Source organism: Synechocystis sp. PCC 7339, assembly GCF_019924095.1.
Lineage (GTDB): Bacteria > Cyanobacteriota > Cyanobacteriia > Cyanobacteriales > Microcystaceae > Synechocystis.
In genome coordinates, this window is sequence record NZ_CP063659.1 from 922,682 (window position 1) to 942,210 (window position 19,529).

Annotated in this window: 14 protein-coding genes and 1 pseudogene; 11 read left to right on the top strand and 4 right to left on the bottom strand. The window is 50.7% G+C overall.

From position 1 onward, the window contains the following. Positions 1 to 30 precede the first annotated feature (30 nt). The gene (locus tag IQE94_RS04305) at positions 31 to 1,878 is read left to right on the top strand and encodes a carbamoyltransferase (RefSeq protein ID WP_223342777.1); all 1,848 of its coding nucleotides are present in this window, start codon (positions 31 to 33) and stop codon (positions 1,876 to 1,878) included. A gap of 91 nt (positions 1,879 to 1,969) precedes the next feature. On the opposite strand, the gene rpoC1 is transcribed toward IQE94_RS04305, so the two are convergent. Then, on the bottom strand, positions 1,970 to 3,850 hold the full coding sequence (rpoC1, locus tag IQE94_RS04310; RefSeq protein ID WP_223342778.1) for a DNA-directed RNA polymerase subunit gamma: 1,881 nt from the start codon (positions 3,848 to 3,850) through the stop codon (positions 1,970 to 1,972). Between the two features lie 356 nt (positions 3,851 to 4,206). On the opposite strand from rpoC1, the gene IQE94_RS04315 reads away from it, so the two are divergent. The 8 genes from IQE94_RS04315 (at position 4,207) to IQE94_RS04350 (ending at position 14,846) form a co-directional block, all read left to right on the top strand. After that, positions 4,207 to 7,242, top strand: a complete 3,036-nt coding sequence (locus IQE94_RS04315; protein ID WP_223342779.1) for a peptidase domain-containing ABC transporter — start codon at positions 4,207 to 4,209, stop codon at positions 7,240 to 7,242. Between the two features lie 149 nt (positions 7,243 to 7,391). Continuing rightward, positions 7,392 to 9,149 carry an HlyD family efflux transporter periplasmic adaptor subunit gene (locus IQE94_RS04320; protein ID WP_212716383.1) on the top strand — a complete coding sequence of 586 codons (1,758 nt, stop codon included), beginning with the start codon at positions 7,392 to 7,394 and terminating at the stop codon, positions 9,147 to 9,149. 87 nt (positions 9,150 to 9,236) lie between these two features. After that, positions 9,237 to 9,638 (top strand): ubiquinol-cytochrome c reductase iron-sulfur subunit, encoded by a 402-nt coding sequence (locus IQE94_RS04325; protein ID WP_212716385.1) that lies wholly within the window; start codon positions 9,237 to 9,239, stop codon positions 9,636 to 9,638. 59 nt (positions 9,639 to 9,697) lie between these two features. Continuing rightward, positions 9,698 to 10,990, top strand: coding sequence for a D-alanyl-D-alanine carboxypeptidase/D-alanyl-D-alanine-endopeptidase (locus tag IQE94_RS04330; protein WP_212716387.1), 1,293 nt, complete (start codon positions 9,698 to 9,700; stop codon positions 10,988 to 10,990). A gap of 75 nt (positions 10,991 to 11,065) precedes the next feature. After that, on the top strand, positions 11,066 to 12,136 hold the full coding sequence (locus IQE94_RS04335) for a mannose-1-phosphate guanylyltransferase (RefSeq protein WP_212716389.1): 1,071 nt from the start codon (positions 11,066 to 11,068) through the stop codon (positions 12,134 to 12,136). A gap of 68 nt (positions 12,137 to 12,204) precedes the next feature. Beyond that, positions 12,205 to 13,596 carry a 23S rRNA (uracil(1939)-C(5))-methyltransferase RlmD gene (gene rlmD / locus IQE94_RS04340; RefSeq protein WP_212716391.1) on the top strand — a complete coding sequence of 464 codons (1,392 nt, stop codon included), beginning with the start codon at positions 12,205 to 12,207 and terminating at the stop codon, positions 13,594 to 13,596. A 119-nt stretch (positions 13,597 to 13,715) separates the two neighbouring features. Then, positions 13,716 to 14,231, top strand: a complete 516-nt coding sequence (locus tag IQE94_RS04345) for an anti-sigma regulatory factor (RefSeq protein WP_194013732.1) — start codon at positions 13,716 to 13,718, stop codon at positions 14,229 to 14,231. 9 nt (positions 14,232 to 14,240) lie between these two features. Beyond that, entirely contained in the window at positions 14,241 to 14,846 is a 606-nt protein-coding gene (locus tag IQE94_RS04350) for a triacylglycerol lipase (RefSeq protein ID WP_223342780.1), read from the top strand. Positions 14,847 to 14,879: 33 nt separating this feature from the next. Here the strand turns inward: IQE94_RS04350 and IQE94_RS04355 are convergent, their stop codons facing one another. Together IQE94_RS04355 and IQE94_RS04360 are read right to left on the bottom strand one after the other, a co-directional pair. Continuing rightward, positions 14,880 to 15,203 (bottom strand): hypothetical protein, encoded by a 324-nt coding sequence (locus tag IQE94_RS04355; protein WP_212716395.1) that lies wholly within the window; start codon positions 15,201 to 15,203, stop codon positions 14,880 to 14,882. 182 nt (positions 15,204 to 15,385) lie between these two features. After that, positions 15,386 to 16,162 carry a DUF1868 domain-containing protein gene (locus IQE94_RS04360; protein ID WP_223342781.1) on the bottom strand — a complete coding sequence of 259 codons (777 nt, stop codon included), beginning with the start codon at positions 16,160 to 16,162 and terminating at the stop codon, positions 15,386 to 15,388. 226 nt (positions 16,163 to 16,388) lie between these two features. On the opposite strand from IQE94_RS04360, the gene IQE94_RS04365 reads away from it, so the two are divergent. After that, positions 16,389 to 17,630 carry a glycosyltransferase family 4 protein gene (locus IQE94_RS04365; protein ID WP_255611354.1) on the top strand — a complete coding sequence of 414 codons (1,242 nt, stop codon included), beginning with the start codon at positions 16,389 to 16,391 and terminating at the stop codon, positions 17,628 to 17,630. A gap of 11 nt (positions 17,631 to 17,641) precedes the next feature. Here the strand turns inward: IQE94_RS04365 and mgtE are convergent. Then, positions 17,642 to 19,032: pseudogene (mgtE, locus tag IQE94_RS04370) on the bottom strand (magnesium transporter). A 351-nt stretch (positions 19,033 to 19,383) separates the two neighbouring features. On the opposite strand from mgtE, the gene IQE94_RS04375 reads away from it, so the two are divergent. Beyond that, positions 19,384 to 19,521, top strand: a complete 138-nt coding sequence (locus IQE94_RS04375; RefSeq protein ID WP_190596324.1) for a hypothetical protein — start codon at positions 19,384 to 19,386, stop codon at positions 19,519 to 19,521. The last annotated feature ends 8 nt before the right edge of the window (positions 19,522 to 19,529 follow it).

Here is a 19,529-nt window from a genome sequence, read left to right on the forward strand (position 1 = left end):
TAGTGTTCCCTTTGGTCAGGATAGTTTAACGTGACTCACATTCTTGGCATTTCTGCTTATTACCACGACAGTGCGGCGGCCCTGGTAAAAGATGGCGTTATTGTGGCGGCGGTGCAGGAAGAAAGATTTACCCGCAAAAAACACGATGCCGCTTTTCCCACCCAGGGCATCAACTATTGCCTCGCCGAAGGAGGAATTAGCCTCCGGGAAGTAGATTACATTGTTTTTTACGAAAAGCCCTTGGTGACCTTTGAACGGTTGTTGGAAACCTACCTGGCTTTTGCTCCTAGGGGACTGCGGTCTTTCATTGCGGCCATGTCCGTTTGGTTGCAGGAAAAACTTTATCTCAAGACTGTGTTGAAAAAAGCCTTGGCGGAACTGGGCGACTGTCAGACTAAAGAGTTACCTCCCCTACTATTCAACGAGCATCACCAATCCCACGCCGCCTCCGCCTTTTTCCCCAGCCCTTTCACCGACGCGGCGGTGTTGTGCATGGATGGGGTAGGGGAATGGGCCACCACTTCCCTTTGGTCTGGCCACGGTAATCAATTAACCCCCCATTGGGAGATTCACTTTCCCCATTCCCTCGGTCTGCTCTACTCCGCTTTTACCTACTACACGGGTTTTAAGGTTAATTCCGGCGAGTATAAGCTCATGGGTTTGGCTCCCTACGGAGAGCCGAAATATGTGGATTTAATTTTGAATAACCTGTTGGACTTGAAGGCCGATGGTACGTTTCGCCTCAACATGGCCTATTTCAACTATGCTACCGGTCTAACCATGACCAATAAAAAGTTTGCCGACCTGTTTGGCGCACCCCGGCGATCGCCAGAGAGCCCTTTAACCCAGCGGGAAATGGACATTGCGGCTTCCATTCAGGTGGTGACAGAGGAAGTGGTACTCCGCCTCGGGAATACGGTGTACGAAGAACTGGGCTTAGAAAATCTTTGTTTAGCCGGGGGGGTCGCCCTCAACTGTGTGGCCAACGGCCGTTTAATGCGGCAAGGCAAATTTAAAAATATTTGGATTCAACCCGCCGCCGGGGATGCAGGGGGGGCGATCGGTTCTGCCCTTTCAGTGTGGTACGAGTATTTGCAAAATGATAGGACAGTGCAACAGCCCGACGCCATGGCCGGTTCCTACCTAGGACCCCGTTTCAGTAACGAAGACATTGAAGCCTATCTCAAAGACCCTACCGTGCAAGCAGTGTACGACTATTATCCCGACGGGGATTTATTCGACAAAGTGGCCCATATCCTCGCCGGAGGCAATGTGGTGGGGTGGTTCCAAGGGCGCATGGAATTTGGACCCAGGGCTTTGGGGGGGCGGTCGATCCTGGGGGATCCCCGCAATACCACCATGCAATCGGTGATGAATTTGAAAATTAAATACCGGGAATCTTTTCGACCCTTTGCCCCCTCGGTGTTGGCGGAAAAAGTAGGGGATTATTTTGTCTTGGACCAACCCAGTCCCTACATGTTGATTGTGGCCGATGTGCAAGAAAAACTGCGTTTGCCGTTGACCCTAGAGCAGGAGCAGTTATTTGGCATCGAAAAATTAAACATTCCCCGCTCCCAACTCCCCGCCATTACCCACGTTGATAATTCTGCCCGTATTCAAACCGTCCACCCGGACACTAATCCCCGTTATTATCAGTTGCTGCAGGCATTTGAAGCCTTGACTGGTTGTGGGGTTTTGGTTAACACTTCTTTTAACGTGCGGGGGGAACCCATTGTTTGCACCCCAGAAGATGCCTACCGTTGCTTTATGCGGACGGAAATGGATTACTTAGTGTTGGAAAATTTCGTTTTAGCTAAAACAGCCCAGCCCCAACGGCCCCAAGACCAACAGTGGCAAGATGAATTTGAGTTGGATTAATCCTTAATCCTTTCCGTTACAAAAAAAACAGCCGCAACTCTGAAAAGTTAAACGGCTGGATAAACTAACTAACTAATGGCTTTGGCCAACTTTAGAAGACCAACGCCTCGGCGATCGTTTTGTTGTAAATGATTCGCCCCGCAGTCGTTTGAATGTACTGGGTGATAATTTCCCCGTCCGCTGCTTCCCGTACTTTCCTTTCCCGGTAATATTTCATCACCGTGCCATCTCCCAATTCCTCGGTTTTGAGAACTTCCATATCTGGTTTTTCCGTCACCACCTCTTCATCCAGGTGACGAATCCAAATTTGGGCGTGGAGATCCACCTGGCCATGGTCGTAGGCCCGTAGAGCGTCTTCAATACCGGCAAAGTAACGTCCTGCTCCCTTCTGGGCGTTGGGATTTTCCGCTGTGAGGTAATAACAGCCCAGTACCATGTCCTGGGATGGCGCCACAATAGGCTTACCAGTGGCAGGGGAAAGAACGTTGTGGCAGGCCAGCATTAATAGCCGGGCTTCACATTGGGCTTCCAGAGACAAGGGCACGTGTACCGCCATTTGGTCACCGTCGAAGTCAGCGTTAAAAGCGGGACATACTAGGGGATGGAGTTGGATGGCTCGCCCCTCCACCAAAATTGGTTCAAAGGCCTGAATACCCAAACGGTGTAGGGTGGGAGCCCGGTTGAGCATGACGGGGTGGCCGGTAATTACTTCTTCCAGCACGCTCCAAATTTGGGGATCTCCCTTGAGAATTAACTTCTTGGCTGCCTTGATGTTGTTGACAATACCTAGTTTGATCAAACGGTGAATCACAAAGGGCTGGAAGAGTTCGATCGCCATTTCCCGGGGTAGGCCACATTGATAAATTTTGAGGTTGGGACCCACCACGATGACGGAACGACCGGAGTAGTCGACCCTTTTACCCAGGAGGTTCTGACGGAAACGACCCTGCTTACCTTCGATAATATCGGAGAGAGATTTAAGGGCTTGATTATTGGCCCCTACCACCGTGCGACCCCGGCGGCCGTTATCAATGAGGGCATCCACTGCTTCCTGGAGCATCCGTTTTTCGTTACGGACAATAATTTCCGGGGCGAGGATTTCCTGCAAACGGGCCAGACGGTTATTACGGTTGATTACCCGCCGATAAAGATCGTTTAAGTCAGAGGTGGCAAACCGACCCCCATCCAACTGCACCATGGGGCGTAGATCCGGGGGAATAACAGGAATCACATCCAGGGTCATCCATTCCGCTTGGGAGTGGGTAGCGATGAAATTATCAATTACCCGCAGACGTTTAATGAGCTTGGCCCGCTTTTGCCCTTTACTAGCTAGAATTTCTTCCCGTAGCTTTTCTGCCACTTCCTCCAGTTGCAATTCCGCCAATAGCCGTTGCACTGCCTCAGCACCAATGCCCACTTCGATGCCTTCTAGTTCCGAATCTTCGGCATAAATCTGGTCTTCGATTTCCACCCACTGGTCTTCTGTCAACAGTTGTTTATACTGCAGATTGCTGGCATTACCGGGGTTGAGCACCACATAGGCGTTGAAATAAACAATTTGCTCCACATCCCGCAGGGCCATGTCCAACAGAATACTGAGGTAGCTGGGGATGCCTTTGAGATACCACACGTGGGTGACGGGGGCGGCCAATTTGATATAGCCCATGCGGTGACGCCGGACCCGGGATTCCGTTACTTCTACGCCACAGCGTTCACAGACAATGCCCCGGTGCCGCACCCGTTTATATTTGCCGCACCAGCATTCCCAATCCTTGGAAGGGCCGAAGATTTTTTCACAGAACAGACCGTCCATTTCCGGCTTTAAGGTCCGGTAGTTAATGGTTTCGGGTTTGGTCACTTCCCCCACTACGGTGCCGTTCGGTAGGGTGCGTTCTCCCCACTGACGGATCCTTTCGGGGGAGGCGATCGCAATTTTGACGTAATCAAACCGAGGTTCTGATTGGGCTTTCATGCTGGGCAAGGAACAAAAAATTTCAGACCCTTCATTGTACGATATTTATTGCCCCCTGGACGACGAACAGGGTCAATCAATTGGGTCTAATTTCTTCCCTTGGGATAATTTCTCGATTGGAAGACAGTGGTTTTACCAAACTTTTTTTGGGGCAAACTAGGAACTAGGTCTGGTGAAAAAAGTCCGATCTGTTGTAATGTCTGGGGGGAAGTGGAGACCCCTAGGGGCACTGCCTGGCTTTTCGTCGGCCCAAGCGTTGGTTGAAAAGTGAAGATGTTTCAATATATCTAAAGCCGTCGCTAATTGTCGCTCAGCTATTTGCCAAACCAAATTTCCCCGTCCTTTTATTTGTTGCTATGAGTCTGACCATTGCCGATTATCAATCCTTTTTACAGGAAATTGAACCCTTTGCTCAACTTCCTGCACCGGCGATCGCCGAGATAGCGGCAAAACTAAGGCCGTTAAGGTTTCGCATGGGACAGATAATCCTGGCCCGGGGAAAGTTGGCCAACAATGTTTATTTTTTAGTTAGTGGCCAGGCAAGATTACTAGGTTATGACCCCGGCACTGGTTACCCTGCCACCATGGCTTTGCTCCAGAATGGGGCGGTGATCGGCGATAACAATGCCATCAGAAATGTCCCCTGTGAAACGGCGATCGCCTCGACGGAAACCATTTGTGCCAGCCTAACCAGGGACGAGTTTTTGGCTTTGGTGGATAAATATCCGGAACTGACCAGGGTTTATCGCCACCAGTGCGGTCGGGTGGAACTGTTCGATTTATTAGGAGAACAACTGCAGCGCACCGCCCAAGGCAATGTGGATTTGCGCCAGCTCACCCTAGAGATGTTGCCCCACAGCCAGGTGCATCAGTTGGAACCAGGCAGCCATAATCTGCCCAGCAACTTGCCCGATCCGGAGAAATTCTGGTTAGTGAGTAGTGGGGAATTGGAACAATGTCCCCGGGGTAGTGCCCTGCCGGCTTCAGATTCTCCCCTTCTACTTAAAGCCCAAACCCCTGTGCGTCTGATTGGCATCCCCCCCTTGCCCCGGTTTTACCCTGGGGGGTCTGGACAGAAGAGTAATGGTAGTGGCAATGGCCATGGAGAAGTGCCCCTAGCGACAGTGACCCCCCTTGCTCCGGAGGATTCCCCCTGGGATGACATTCCCTATGCAGACCCGAACCAGTTGGGGGAACCACTACCCGAGCCCACTGTAGTCAAATCTGGACGCAAAAACTATCCCATTGTGCGGGGGCAAAATCCCACCGATGCCGGGGTAGCCTGCTTCCAGATGATTAGTCAATATTTCGGTATGCCTTTCCGCCGGGATATTATTCAACGGATCGTCACCGAAGAAATTAAGCGAAGTGAGGCCCTTTCCTTACCCATTTGTGGGGCAATCATCGAATTGATGGGCTTGACTAGTCAGTTAGTACGCATTCCCACCGGTGTTTTTGGACAAATGCAGGTTCCTTTTCTGATCCGCTGGCAAGATAGCCTCGCCTTGGTGTACGAAGTTGGCGATCGGGAAGTGAAAATTGCCGTGCCGGAGCTGGGCCTAGTCAAACGCAACACCAGCGAGTTTCTCGAAACCTGGGGAGAAGAGGGACAAGGGGAGGTGCTGATGATGCATCCCTCCAAGGACACTCCGCAACAGAGATTTGGTCTGAGTTGGTTTTGGCCAGCGTTGGTGAAATATCGCCATATTCTCCTGTTGGTGTTTGTGGCTTCCTTTTTTGTCCAACTATTTGGTCTAGCCAATCCCTTGATGATCCAAATCATCATCGACAAGGTGATTGTGCAAAACAGCAAAGATACTCTGCAGGTGTTGGGTATTGCGTTAGTATCGATCGCCATTTTTGAGGCGCTCTTGAGCACCTTACGAACCTATTTGTTTGTAGACACCACCAATCGCATCGATATGAGTTTGGGGTCGGAAATCATCGACCACCTATTGCGCTTACCCCTGCGTTACTTTGAAAATCGCCCAGTGGGAGAAATTTCCACTAGGGTCAACGAATTGGAAAATATCCGCCAATTTTTAACCGGTACTGCCCTGACGGTGGTACTGGACTCAGTATTTTCTGTGGTCTATATCGTCGTCATGATTATCTACAGCCCCCTGTTGACGGCGGTGGCGCTGGGAATTGTGCCTATTTTTGTCGTTTTGACCCTGGTATTTTCTCCTCTGATCCGGAGGCAATTGCGGCTCAAAGCAGAAAGGAATGCCCAAACCCAGTCCTACCTAGTGGAGGTGATGTCCGGTATTCAGACCGTTAAAGCTCAAAACATTGAGTTGCGCTCCCGCTGGCAATGGCAGGACAAATATTCCCGTTACGTAGGGGCCGGTTTCAACACCGTTATTACTTCCACCTTAGCCAGTTCCTCCAGTCATTTTCTCAACCAGCTATCCGGTTTATTGGTGCTCTGGGTGGGGGCATCCCTAGTGCTGGACGGGGATTTAACCTTGGGTCAATTAATTGCTTTTCGGATCATTGCCGGCTACGTGACCTCCCCCATTCTGCGTTTGACCCAACTGTGGCAAAACTTCCAAGAAACCGCCCTGTCTTTGGAACGGTTAGCGGACATTGTTGATACGCCCCAAGAATCGGAGCGCGATCGCCAAAACATCCCCATGCCAGAAATTGCCGGCGAGGTGAAGTTTGAGAACGTCAGCTTCCGGTTCAAAAAACAGGGCCCCCTGCAGTTGAATAACATCAATCTTTCCTTTGCCCCTGGCACCTTTGTGGCCCTGGTGGGGCAGAGTGGCGCTGGCAAAAGTACCCTGACCAAACTGCTTTCCCGACTGTACGAACCGGAAGGGGGGCGGATTTTGGTAGATGGCCTTGATATTGGCAAAGTGGAACTCTATTCCCTCCGTCGCCAGGTGGGGGTAGTGCCCCAGGAAACCTTGCTCTTTGAGGGTACGGTGCAGGAAAACATTGCCCTCACCAACCCCGATGCCAGCACAGAGCAAATTATTGCCGCTGCCAAAGTAGCCTCTGCCCACGACTTCATCATGACCTTACCCAACGGCTATAACACCAGGGTCGGGGAGCGGGGGGCTACCCTGTCCGGGGGACAACGGCAAAGGATTGCCATCGCCAGATCGGTGTTGCAACGGCCCCGTATTTTAGTTTTGGATGAGGCCACCAGTGCCCTGGACTATATCACCGAACAACAGGTTTGCATTAACTTGGGTGATGCCTTTAGGGAACACACGGTTTTCTTTATTACCCACCGCCTTAGTTCCGTCCGGAGTGCCGATGTAATCGTTATGATGGACCAAGGTTCCGTTGTGGAACAGGGTAGCCATGAAGAATTAATGGCCCTCAAGGGACGTTACTATTACCTCTACCAACAGCAGGGAGCCGGCAGTGACGATGTTTAATTCCCTGGCCTAAACCGTATGAATTTTTATTAACTAGCCAGACGGCCTTTCCCCATCGGTTTTAAAACTTTGTCTATACAATTAGCATAAATAATTTCCTCGCCTAATCACTTCTTTGTCCATCATCTTTGGCGATCGCCCCTAGAACTATGAATAGCCCTATCCAAGAAAATGCCCCCCAACGGAACGGCCACAGCCCCAAAACCATGGATGCAGGTACCTTGGCCGATGTCAAAGAAAAAGAACAGGAAACGGCCGCCAAAAACCCCGTTGCTCTCACGTCTAACTCATCCCTATTCCAACCGGAACAGGCCATTGTCATGCGTCAGTCCCCCATGTGGGCTCGGGGCATTGCCATTGCCATCATGGGGGTAACCGTTGTAACCGTGACCTGGGCTTCCATTGCTACCATTGAACAGGTGATACCCGCCACGGGACAATTAAAACCCATCGAGACGGTAAAGGATATCAATGCTCCACTGAACGGGGTAGTGAAAGAAGTGTTGGTGGAAAATAACCGCAAGGTCAAAAAAGGTGAAGTGCTGGTGATTATGGATTCCAGCAGTACCCAAGCAGAATTAACTGCGGCCCAAAATGTGCGCGCCAAAATTCTCCAGGAAAACGCCTTCTACCGCACCCTACTGCAAAACGGTTTGGAAGGTGGTGCCCTCCAGAGGGCCGTCACCCAACTTAACCTTCCCTGGGAAGTGGTGGCCCTGGCCAATAACCGGGCCGAATTGATCAACGAAAATGAACTTTATCGCCGACAATTGGGGCTAAGAACCGCCAGTGGAGAAGGAAACCTTACTTCCGAACAGCTTTCCCGTTTAGAAATGGCCCGCTTTGAACTGGGCAGTCGCATGACCGCCGCCGAGTTGGAAATTCGCCAAATTCAGAAACAGTTGGAACAGGCCGGTTTGCAATTGAGGGCAGAAAGAAGCCAATTGCGGGAAGATCAAAAAATCCTGGCCGGTTTATTGGGGCGTAACGAAGCGGCCCTCGCAGAAGCGGAAAAAAGCCTGGCCATTGAGGCGGGCATTGTGGACAGCATGACTCCTTTGCTAGAAGAAGGAGCCCTGGCACGGTTACAGGTGGAAAAACAACAACAGTCCCTCAACGACAGGACCCAACAATTAATCGAGCAGAAGGTTAACACCGTGGTGGAAGTGGACCGCCAAAAACAACAAATTGAGTCGCGCCAAGCGGAAATTCAGCGGCTAGAAACGGAGCAAGTGCGCCTCCAGTCCTTAATTTCCCAGGCCCAAGCCCGCCTGGCCAACACCAGTGCCTCCACCGATAAGGATATTTATGATCGCCTGGCAGATAATGATAAGCGGCTGGCGGAAATTGATACCCAGATCACCAAAATTATTGTTGATAATGACAAACGGCTTACCGAATTAAATGGGCAGATTGAACGGAACAAGGTCAACCTGGGCTATCAGGAAATTACCTCCCCGGTGGATGGGGTAGTTTTTGATCTCAAAGCAACCCCTGGTTACGTTACCCCCCCCAATCAAACTGAACCTCTGCTGAAAATTATCCCCGCCGATAGTTTAATTGCTGAAGTAGACGTCACCAACAAGGACATTGGTTTCGTTCGCACTGGTATGCCCGCTGACGTGCGCATTGACTCTTTCCCCTACAGCGAATTTGGTGGGGTCGACGGGGAAGTAGAATATGTCGGCTCTGATGCCTTGCCACCAGATCAAACCTATCAATATTATCGTTTCCCCGTCAGGATTAAACTGGATAGCCAGGAATTAGTTAGTCAAGGACGCGAAATTCCCCTCCAGTCCGGGATGTCCGTGACGGCCAACATCAAAGTCAGGGAAAAACGCACAGTGATGAGTATCTTCACCGAACTATTCACCAAGAAAATTGAAAGCTTAGAAACTGTCCGTTAATTTTCCTTGGTTTGCGCTCACCCATGGTCGCTGCCACAGTACCAATAATTTGGCTACACTGATGGCAGTTCTTTTTCCCTACCTACTATGGTCAAGCGACGCAAGCTAATTTCTTACACTGCTTTCAGTACGGCGATCGCCGTCATCACGGGTTGCTTTGGTGGCAACAGCAGTAACGGCCAGGGACAAATGGTCGACGTCGGTACCATGGCGGACCTCAAGGCCAAGGGAGAATTGAAGGGGAACACCCCCAAGGGGCCGGTGACGGTGGTGCCCAACGGTGGTGGCGGCCAGATTAGTGCTGTCAATCCCACCTGTACCCACAATGGTTGCCAGGTGGAATGGAAGAAGGCTAACGGTAAATTTGTTTGCCCTTGCCACGGGGCCGAATTTGCCGCTACGGGTAAGGTGCTTAAGGGACCTGCCAAGAAAGACCTGCCCACCTACGCTACCCAGGTGAGCGGCAATAACGTTTTGGTCAAAGCTTAGGGTCTAGCCATGGTTTTCAAAGGCTAGGTTGGGCAATTGGTGGGAGGAGAAAATTAATTATGGTGAAAATCTTAGGGGCGACGGTACTAGCCCTGCTCAGCTGGGGATCAACTGGGGAACCGTTAGTTGGACAAGAAGTGGCCTGGCAAGAAGCGAAGGTTTTTGCTGTACCAACCCAAGCGGATCCTGCCATCGACAAAATTGTTGATAATTACCTCGATCGCCTAGAATCCCTGGGTTATGACCGCCAGCGCCAGGGTATCTGGTTGCAGTCGGAGTGGGCCTATTTGGGTTATAACCAAGCAGAAACAGCTTTCCCCGCCGCTTCTTTAACCAAAATTGCCACCAGCGTAGCCGCTTTGGCCACATGGCCACCAGACCATCGCTTTACCACCCGTTTTTATGCCGATGGACCCATTACCGCTGGGGTATTGCAGGGTAATTTACTGATCGCCGGGGACAATGATCCTCTCTTCGTCTGGGAAGAGGCGATCGCCGTGGGCAATGCCCTCAACCAAGCGGGTATCCGGGAGGTGACTGGGAATTTGGTGGTGGTGGGCAATTTGGCCATGAACTTTGAGGCTGATCCTGCTGTGGCGGGAGCCTTATTCAAACAGGCAGTGGATGCAAGCCAATGGTCGCCCATCGTAAACAAAGCCTTTGGGGATTTACCTCCCAATACTCCCCGGCCCCAAGTAAAAATTGCTGGCACCATCCAAACCCAGGCCGTTTTACCCCCCAACCTAGAGCTTTTACTAGAACATCAGTCCCTTCCCCTGGCGGCCCTGCTCAAACAGATGAACATCTACAGCAATAACGATATGGCTGAGATGTTGGCCCAGGCCATGGGGGGAGCGGCGATCGTGGCCCAAACTACTTCCCGCTTGGGGGCGATTCCGGCGGCGGAAATTCAACTACAAAACGGTTCCGGCCTCGGGGTGGACAATCGGCTTTCCCCCAGGGCGGTGACAAAAATGTACCAAGTTTTAGCAGAGCAACTGGAGCCCCACGGCCTAGGCATTGACGATATTTTCCCTGTCATGGGGCGCGATCGCCGAGGCACATTGGAGTGGCGCAGTATGCCCCAGGGGTTAACGGTGAAAACCGGCACGTTAAACACGGTTAGCGCCCTAGCAGGCATTATTCCCACCCAGGAGCGGGGCATTGTTTGGTTTTCTGTGATTAATAATGGCCCCAACTTTGATCGTTTACGGGTGGAACAGGACCGGCTGTTGCAACAAATTGCCGAACACTGGCAAGTGCTACCGGAAAATTTAACGCCTGGTCCCATGGATAAGGTTTTACTGGGGGATCCGGCCCGTAACCTAACCCTCCAACCCTCTGAATCTTAGCTATTCCAACCTAGGGGGATTCCCGCCGTTGTATCCTAGGCGTTGAAAATGCCCGGCTAGCTAATTTTGCTCCCTATGACCCCATCATCCCCCGTTTTCATTCCTGTAATTCTTGCCGGTGGCAAAGGAGAAAGGTTTTGGCCCCTCAGCCATAAGCAGCGGCCTAAACAATTTTTGTCCTTGGATGGTTCCGGGGTCAGTTTACTGCAGGCCACAGCCCAGCGATTACTATCCTTGGCCGGGGGCTGGGAAAATTTATGGGTAATTACGACGGCCCCCATTGCCGAGGGGGTTTTCGGTCAATTGCCTTCATTACCCAAGGAAAACTGTCTGGTGGAACCGGAAGGAAAAGACACGGCCCCCGCTGTGGCCTGGGCGAGCTTGGAGATTGCCCAACGCCATGGGGAAGATGCCATCATTGGTTTTTTCCCTGCTGACCATTGGATTAAAGACCAAACCGCCTATGAGCAAACCTTGGCAGCGGCAATCGCCTATGCCCAGGAACAGGACGCCATTGTCACCCTTGGTATTAAACCCCATGGCCCCGCCACTGGCTATGGGTACATCGAACAAGGCCTATTGCAACGGGAAATAGATGGTTTACCTGTGTATCAAGTGACCCGTTTTACCGAAAAGCCTGACCGAGCCACAGCCCAGACCTTTGTAGACAGTGGTAAGTTTAGCTGGAATAGTGGCATGTTCATTTTCCGAGCTGGGGTAGTTCTACGGGAATTGGCCGACCATGCGCCCCAATTACTCACGGCGTTAAAATCCCAAGGGGCGGCTGCTTATCCAACCTTAGAAAAGAAAAGTATTGACTATGTATTGATGGAAAAAACCCAATTAGCGGCCGTTCTGCCGGCCAATTTTGGTTGGGATGATTTGGGAGATTGGAATGCGTTGGAGCGACTATTCCCCGACCCAGAAGCCAACGTGGATTTAGCCAACCATGTCCACTTGCATAGCCAGGGCTGTATTGTTTACGCCAGTGATGAGAATCAGATAATTGCCACCATCGGCTTAAAAGATGTGGTGATTGTGCGGGAAGGCAATGTCACCCTGGTGGTGCCCAAAGACCATACCCAGGACATTAAGGGTTTGCTTAAACAATTACAATCCCAACCGGAGTATGAAAATTTATTGTAGGGAAGGAAAGTAACAGCACGATACAATGGCTGTGATTAAGGCCGTGCAAGTATTGGAACCAATTTTCGATGACCCAGAGTAATAATTTCTCCACCAGTGCCCTTTGGCAACAGGGGGCCGTAGTGGAATTGACCATTACCGGCCTCAATCACCAGGGAGAAGGCATTGGCCGCTTTGATGGGCGGGTAGTGTTTGTGCCCGATACTGCCCCTGGCGATCGCCTGGAAGTCCGATTAATGCGGGTCAAGAAAAATTATGCTGTGGGTCAACTGTCAAGAATTCTGGAACCCTCCCCCCAGCGCACCCGGCCGTCTTGCATTGTGGCCGATAAATGCGGTGGCTGCCAATGGCAACATCTGGATTATCAATTTCAAATAGAAAACAAACAGCAACAAATTATTGATGCCCTGGAGCGCATTGGTGGTTTCACAGCTTTACCCCTGGAACCCCTATTACAGTCCCCCACTAGCCTGGGTTACCGCAATAAAGCCACCTATCCCCTCGGTCGCTCTAAAACAGGGCAGGTGCAGGCAGGTTATTACCGTAAAGGTAGCCATCGCTTAGTAAATATTAACCAATGTCCCGTCCAGGACGATCGCCTAAATTTATTGCTGACGGAGGTGAAGAAAGATATTGAAAATCGGGGTTGGTCTATCTATGACGAAGAGAAAAAGCATGGCAAATTACGCCATTTAAGTCTACGCATTGGTCAACGCACCGGGGAAATGTTACTGACCCTAATTTCCGCCCATCAAGGTTTACCGGATTTGGAAGAGCAGGCCGGGGAATGGTTGGAGCGCTATCCTGATTTAGGCGGCATTTGTTTAAACATTCAACCGGAACCCAACAACCGTATTTTTGGCGAAGAAACCATGGTGATTGCAGGGCGGGGTACCTGTCGAGAAAAGTTTGCTGGTTTAAGCTTTAGCCTAGGGGCAAATACATTTTTTCAGGTCAATAGTGAAGCGGCGGAGCTATTGTTAACTCGGCTACAGCAAGTATTAAATCTTCAGGGTACAGAATTATTGGTGGATGCCTATGCCGGTGTGGGCACCTTCACCCTGCCCCTAGCCCGCCAAGTTCGTCAGGCGATCGCCATTGAGGTTAATCAGGACTCGGTGGAACAGGGACAACGCAATGCTGAGATGAACCAGATTACCAACGTAGACTTCTTAGCCGGCAATGTGGAAACCGTTTTACCCACCCTGTCAGAAATCCCTGATATTTTGCTCCTCGACCCTCCCCGTAAGGGTTGTACACCAGAAGTGCTCAGGGAAATTGTCCAACAGCGCCCAGGGAAAATTGCCTACATTAGTTGTCAGCCCCCCACCCTAGCAAGGGATTTGAAACTCCTCTGTGCCGAGGGCTTCTATGAAATTACCTGGGTTCAGGGTTGCGACTTTTTCCCCCAAACGGCCCATGTGGAGTGTGCAGTGATTCTCCAAGCAGTCAATGACTAACCAAAGATTTCCTAGGGGTTATGGTAGCGGCGGGCACATTCAGGTAACCCTGGCGATCGAGTATAATGGCCACCGTCAGTACTGTTAGATTGCTACTAGTCCAGTGTGAGGTGGAGCGTTTGCTAAACATTAATTTTCCCCACAGGCAATCCCATTGGCAAAAAGTGAGTTTTTCCTCGACCCTCTATCTTTATCCCATCCTTGATCTATTGCTCAATTCTGTACCCAAGCCTCTGCACAACGAGGTCAGGCTGGGGTTACAGGAAGCTTTGGTCAATGCCGCCACCCATGGCAATGCCCTCAACCCAAGCAAGTCCATCACAGTGGAATACCGCCAATCCGCCCAGGGTTATTGTTGGATTATCACTGATCAGGGTATGGGGTTTGACCGCCCCTGTCCTTGCTCCCAGGTAGTGCTTGATTGTCCCAATTGTGTGAGCCCCTGGTTTCCCCCCGATGAGTCGGAGAATGGCCGGGGGCTAGGTATTTTGATGCAAATTTTTGATCAAGTTCATTGGAATGAAGATGGCACCCGTTTGCGCCTGAGCAAGAAAATTAAACGGCGGCCCCAGGGAACCAGTCAAAATGTAATTAAACGCTTTTTCAGCGAAAGCTACCGTTTTTTGAGTTTGTAGAACTTAGTGGTGACAGAAGTTCCAGACCGTCATCCTGTTGTTTTGATCCATGGCATTTACGACACTAGGGCCAAGTTTGCCACGATGGTGGACTTTTTGACCCAGGGGGGCTGGTCGGTTCATTGTTTAGATTTAGAACCCAACGATGGCAGTGCTTCCCTTGTAGTGTTGGCGACCCAAGTAAAGCAATATATTGATCAAAAATTTGCGCCCCAGCAACCAGTGGATTTAATTGGCTTTAGCATGGGGGGATTAGTAACCCGTTATTATTTACAACGTCTTGGGGGCGTGGAACGGGTCAAGCGATACATTACCATTTCTGCCCCCAACCAAGGTACTCTCCTGGGCTATAGTTTGCCCTACCAAGGAGTGAGGGAAATGGCCTGGCAGAGTGATTTTTTGCAGGATTTAAACCGAGATTGTTGCCAGTTACTGGCGGAGCTCCAGGTGACGGTGATTTGGACTCCCTTCGACCTGATGATTCTGCCCCCCAGCAGTTCCCATTTAGAAATTGGCCGAGAAATTATTTTGCCCGTGCTAGTCCATGCCTGGATGGTGTCGGATGCCCGTTGTTTAGCAGAGGTGGCTATGGCTTTGGCTAAACCTTTGGCCTGAGTGGGGCAGAAATTGGAATTTCCCCTACCTTTCTTACTCGTACAAACATTCTTCCCCTACTTCCGCCAATTGTCTGGCGATCACCTTATTGGTTTCGGACTGTTGCACAAGCTTGGTAAATTCTGCCAAGGAATACCTTTGTTTGAATTTATTAATTGTGCAATTGCACATTTCCTGGGCTGCCGCCCCCTTGATACCGGCCTGTTCGACCCGACGGAGGCATTGCTGACGGTAATTTTCAAAACTATTTTGTCCCTGGGCTTCCACTGGAACGGCGATCGCCAAGGAAGTAAATAGGCCAAACAGAGCAGTTAAGCCAAAAGGGGCGGCATAACCACGGATAAGTAACTTGGACATTTTGGTAGACACTTCCATTGATCAACAGAAAACTTCTTTCCCATTACCTATAAAAAACGATAAATCGGAGGAAAAACATTTCCATAAGCCACAAATCGTCCCTGTACACCTTCCATAGTAACCAGCGGAAACTTGTGCATCGACTGGGCCTCAATGCCCTTGGGGAAGTCCATCTCCAGCCCCTAACTGGCCCTCAACACCGGATAGTGGTCATGACGACTAAATTGGGTCATATCACTGAAATAACGCAGTTCAATGCTATGAATATCAAGAATTTGTGGGTCACGGCCAATCCAGCGGTCATTAACGGCGGCCAACTGTTCACCGACTCCGATCGGGTCTGCTAACTTTTCGATCGCCTGGTCGAAGTAACCAAGGGTGATGTGGGCGGTATAACGGTACTGTTGCTCAATACCCAAACCGATCAGGGTGGGGTTTTGGAAAATAGCCCGTCGCACTTTAATCATCGGCTCATAATCCGCCTCCCGTTGGGGCACCAAAACCACCCCTAGGGAACGGGGCAATACCAACAATCCCAGCACCTGCCAATGACAGCCAGTGTATTGCCCTGACTGATGTTGATGATCGGCAAAGGAATGTTGTAAGCAGCTACAGAGTTGTTGTTCAAAATCTGGGTTATGACGACGTAGGGCCTGGTAAGGCCCGTCCCAAATTAAATCCGCCACCGTGAGATGCAAACTAGCCGGGGGCACCACCACCAAACTCTCCTGCAAAATTTCTCCCACCTGGCCCTGCACAGTGGTCAGATGGCCATAAAAGCCTTGATTGATTTGATCATCAGCGGCGATCGGCGTTACCACACTGAACCCAGGAAAAGGTACCGGCCGTCCCTGGTCAAACTTAGGAGAGCCCTGGGCATTGATCAATTGTTGCTCGTAGGCGATCGCCAAGGTTTGGGGCGCCACCCGATTAATATAGCCTTGGTAAGTATCGTCCACACTCGCCTCCCTGACACAGATTGAAAAAGTTCCTATGGCAAGTTTACTGGCTGGGTGGAATCTCTGGACATTTAGTGTCGATCTTTCCAGGTTTTCAGCAGTTAAGCAGGGATCAAAAAACATATTCCAGGGGCCAAAATCCATGATGTCATTATCCTTAGGGGAAAATTCGGCAGTATGACCACGCCAACATTGCGCATAATGTTTTAGAGTGCCCACGACACCAATGGCCCCGATCGCCGTCTTTCCCTCCATGCACTCACAAAAATTGGTCACTGCCATGAAAATCCTGGTGCTAGCTTGGGAATTCCCCCCCCGCATTGTCGGTGGCATTGCTCGCCATGTGGCAGAACTCTATCCGGAATTGGTTCAGCAGGGCTATGAAATCCACCTAATCACCGTGGCTACAGAGGAAAGCTTACCCCAGGAAACGGTGGATGGCATTCACGTCTATCGAGTGCCAGTGCCCCCCAGCAATGACTTTTTCCATTGGGTGGATAATATGAATCAGGCCATGGAACACCAAGGCCAGGAACTACTCCGGCAAAAAGAAAAATTTGACGTCATCCACGCCCATGATTGGTTGGTGGGGGACGCGGCCATCGACCTCAAGCACTATGGCAAAATTCCCCTGGTGGTAACTATCCACGCCACCGAATACGGGCGCTATAACGGCCTGTACAACGACACCCAACGCTACATTGCCGGCAAAGAAGGAATCCTTATCTATAACGGTTGGCGGGTCATCGTTTGTAGTAACTACATGCGCCACGAGTTAGAAAGGGCCTTTGGCACTCCCTGGGACAAAATTGACGTAATTTATAATGGTATCCGCCCGGAAAAAAAGCACCGCCGCCCAAACTTTGATTACCCAAACTTTCGCCGTAAATTTGCCAGAGACGGGGAAAAAATTGTTTACTACGTCGGCCGCATGACCTACGAAAAAGGCATTTCCGTCCTGTTAACTGCCGCCCCCCAAGTCCTAGAATCCTTGGACAATCAAGTAAAATTCGTCATCATCGGTGGGGGAAATACCGATCGCCTCAAGCAATTAGCCTGGAACCTAGGCATTTGGGAACATTGCTTTTTCACTGGCTTCATGTCCGACGAAGATTTAGATAAATTCCAAACCATTGCCGACTGTGCCGTTTTTCCCAGTTTGTACGAGCCCTTTGGCATTGTGGCCCTGGAAAGCTTTGCCGCCCGGGTGCCAGTGGTAGTATCCAATACCGGTGGGTTGGCGGAGGTAGTGCGTCACCATAGCACCGGCATAGTCACCCAAACCAACAACCCCGACTCCCTCGCCCAGGGCATTCTGGAAATTCTCTCCAATCCTTCCCTAGCCAAACAATTGGTGGAAGCGGCCTATGAGGATTTGGGTGTACGATTCAATTGGTCCAAGCTGGCCGAAGAAACAGCCGCCATTTACGAACGGGTGGTACAGGAAAGGCAAACAGTTAATTGGTAAGCACTAAATCCCTAAATTCCCAGTAGAGAGCGGGCAATGAGCAGGTAAATAGCTACTCCCAACACATCCACCGCCGTAGTAATAAAGGGCGCTGACATCAAAGCCGGATCCAACTTCATGGACTTGAATAGAAAGGGCAAACCTCCCCCCGCAAAGGCCGCCAGCAGAGAAATAATAAATAAACTGCTGCCCACCGTAATGGCCACCAACCAATCCCCCTGGAGGAAATAGGCCCACACCGTCACCACAATACCCAGCATCAAGCCCAGTAAAGCACCGGCCCCCCCTTCCCTGGCAATTACCGGCAAAACTTGGGTTAATCTAACATCCTCCGTATTTAATCCCCGGATGACCACCGTGGAAGATTGGGCCCCCACATTGCCCCCCGCATCAATCAGCAAGGGAATAAAAGCCGCCAACGCAATGGTTTTTTGCAATACATCCTCTTGGGAGTGGATCACCTGACTAGTGAGGGTATTGGTAATTAAAAGAATAAATAGCCACACCACCCGCTTACGGGCCACAGTCATCAAACTGCTTTTAAAATAGTCATCCCCCTGGGATTGTACCCCCCAGCGGTATAGATATCTTCCGTTGCTTCCTCCTCCAAAATATCAATTACATCGTCCACAGTGACAATGCCCACTAGTCTTTGTTCCGAGTCCACCACGGGCACCGCAAGAAAATCGTAGTGCTGGATGGTGCGGGCCACCTCCTCTTGGTCTGTGTTGGTATGGACGGAAACCACATCGGGGAGCATAATTTGCCCAATGTACTCCTCCGGCTTGGCCATAACCAAATTACGGAGGGAAAGGGTGCCCGTAAGACGACGGGATTCGTCGGTGACATAGAGAATGTAAATAGTTTCAAAGCTGGTGGCAATGTGGCGGATGCGGTCTAGGGCTTGGCTGGCGGTGTAATCTTCCTTGAGGGAAACATATTCCGTGGTCATGATCCGACCAGCGGTTTCGGGTTTATAGCCCAACAGTAAGGAAGTGGCTTTGCGTTCCTCGTTGCTCAGATGTTTAAACAGTTGTCGCACTACTTTGGCCGGAAGTTCGTCCAATAATCTCACCCGGTCGTCGGGGGACATTTGGTTAAAAATTTCCAGTACGTCAGGATGCTTAAAGTCCTCCAGGAGGGATTCCTGCACCGGCGGGGCTAAATGTTCATAAACATCGATCGCCTCATTTTTTGAGAGTAAGCGAAAAGCAAGCACCTGGAGGCGACTGGGGAGAGATTCGATCACATCGGCAATATCCGCCGGCTGCACAGGGGTAAGAATGGTTTTAGCCGCATCGAATTGGGCAGTTTCGAGGAGAGTTTCAATCTGGGCCCGCACTAATCCTTGCAATTCTTCTCGGTCAGGATTGAGTCGAACAGTCGTAGTGACCTCTGTCATGGCAACTCCCGGGGCGAAACGACACCCCCTAATATACGGTATCCCTATGCTGTTCCAACCATTTTGGAGCGGGAAAAAATTGCCGGTCAATGGTTAAGATTGGCTGAAAACTGATGGATCTCTGTCCGAAAAAATTGTGTTAGGCTGTTCCCATGGGCTAAAGATAAATTTCCCAGGCCCCCTCATACATTCTGAGCCTTGGCCAAATACAGTTTGACCCGGAATCACTGCCTAGGGTTTTTACCCCAGCGCTGTGGCTAGCACCTTAGACTCTGACTTGATTGAACAGATTTGGTTTTGCTTATTCCGTCGGGGTTCAGTTAGACATCATCACAGGAGTCGTCCTTGGTAATGGACTATTTAGAAAGACTGCTCGATAAACTTAGAGAACTGGCCCAGAAGTTGATCGAAGGCTTGCTTGGCCCCCAGGGGGAACCGGAGCCGGAACTAATTCCCATTCCCGTCAACGATCGCCGTTCCCGTCGTTAGGGGGAAGT

What these genes read in the sequence shown, in the direction of transcription:
- rpoC1 (WP_223342778.1), bottom strand. Translation starts at nt 3,850, where the DNA reads ATGAAAGCCCAATCAGAACCTCGGTTTGATTACGTCAAAATTGCGATC.
- IQE94_RS04315 (WP_223342779.1), top strand. Translation starts at nt 4,207, where the DNA reads ATGAGTCTGACCATTGCCGATTATCAATCCTTTTTACAGGAAATTGAA.
- IQE94_RS04320 (WP_212716383.1), top strand. Translation starts at nt 7,392, where the DNA reads ATGAATAGCCCTATCCAAGAAAATGCCCCCCAACGGAACGGCCACAGC.
- IQE94_RS04325 (WP_212716385.1), top strand. Translation starts at nt 9,237, where the DNA reads ATGGTCAAGCGACGCAAGCTAATTTCTTACACTGCTTTCAGTACGGCG.
- IQE94_RS04330 (WP_212716387.1), top strand. Translation starts at nt 9,698, where the DNA reads ATGGTGAAAATCTTAGGGGCGACGGTACTAGCCCTGCTCAGCTGGGGA.
- IQE94_RS04335 (WP_212716389.1), top strand. Translation starts at nt 11,066, where the DNA reads ATGACCCCATCATCCCCCGTTTTCATTCCTGTAATTCTTGCCGGTGGC.
- rlmD (WP_212716391.1), top strand. Translation starts at nt 12,205, where the DNA reads ATGACCCAGAGTAATAATTTCTCCACCAGTGCCCTTTGGCAACAGGGG.
- IQE94_RS04355 (WP_212716395.1), bottom strand. Translation starts at nt 15,203, where the DNA reads ATGTCCAAGTTACTTATCCGTGGTTATGCCGCCCCTTTTGGCTTAACT.
- IQE94_RS04365 (WP_255611354.1), top strand. Translation starts at nt 16,389, where the DNA reads ATGGCCCCGATCGCCGTCTTTCCCTCCATGCACTCACAAAAATTGGTC.
- IQE94_RS04375 (WP_190596324.1), top strand. Translation starts at nt 19,384, where the DNA reads ATGGACTATTTAGAAAGACTGCTCGATAAACTTAGAGAACTGGCCCAG.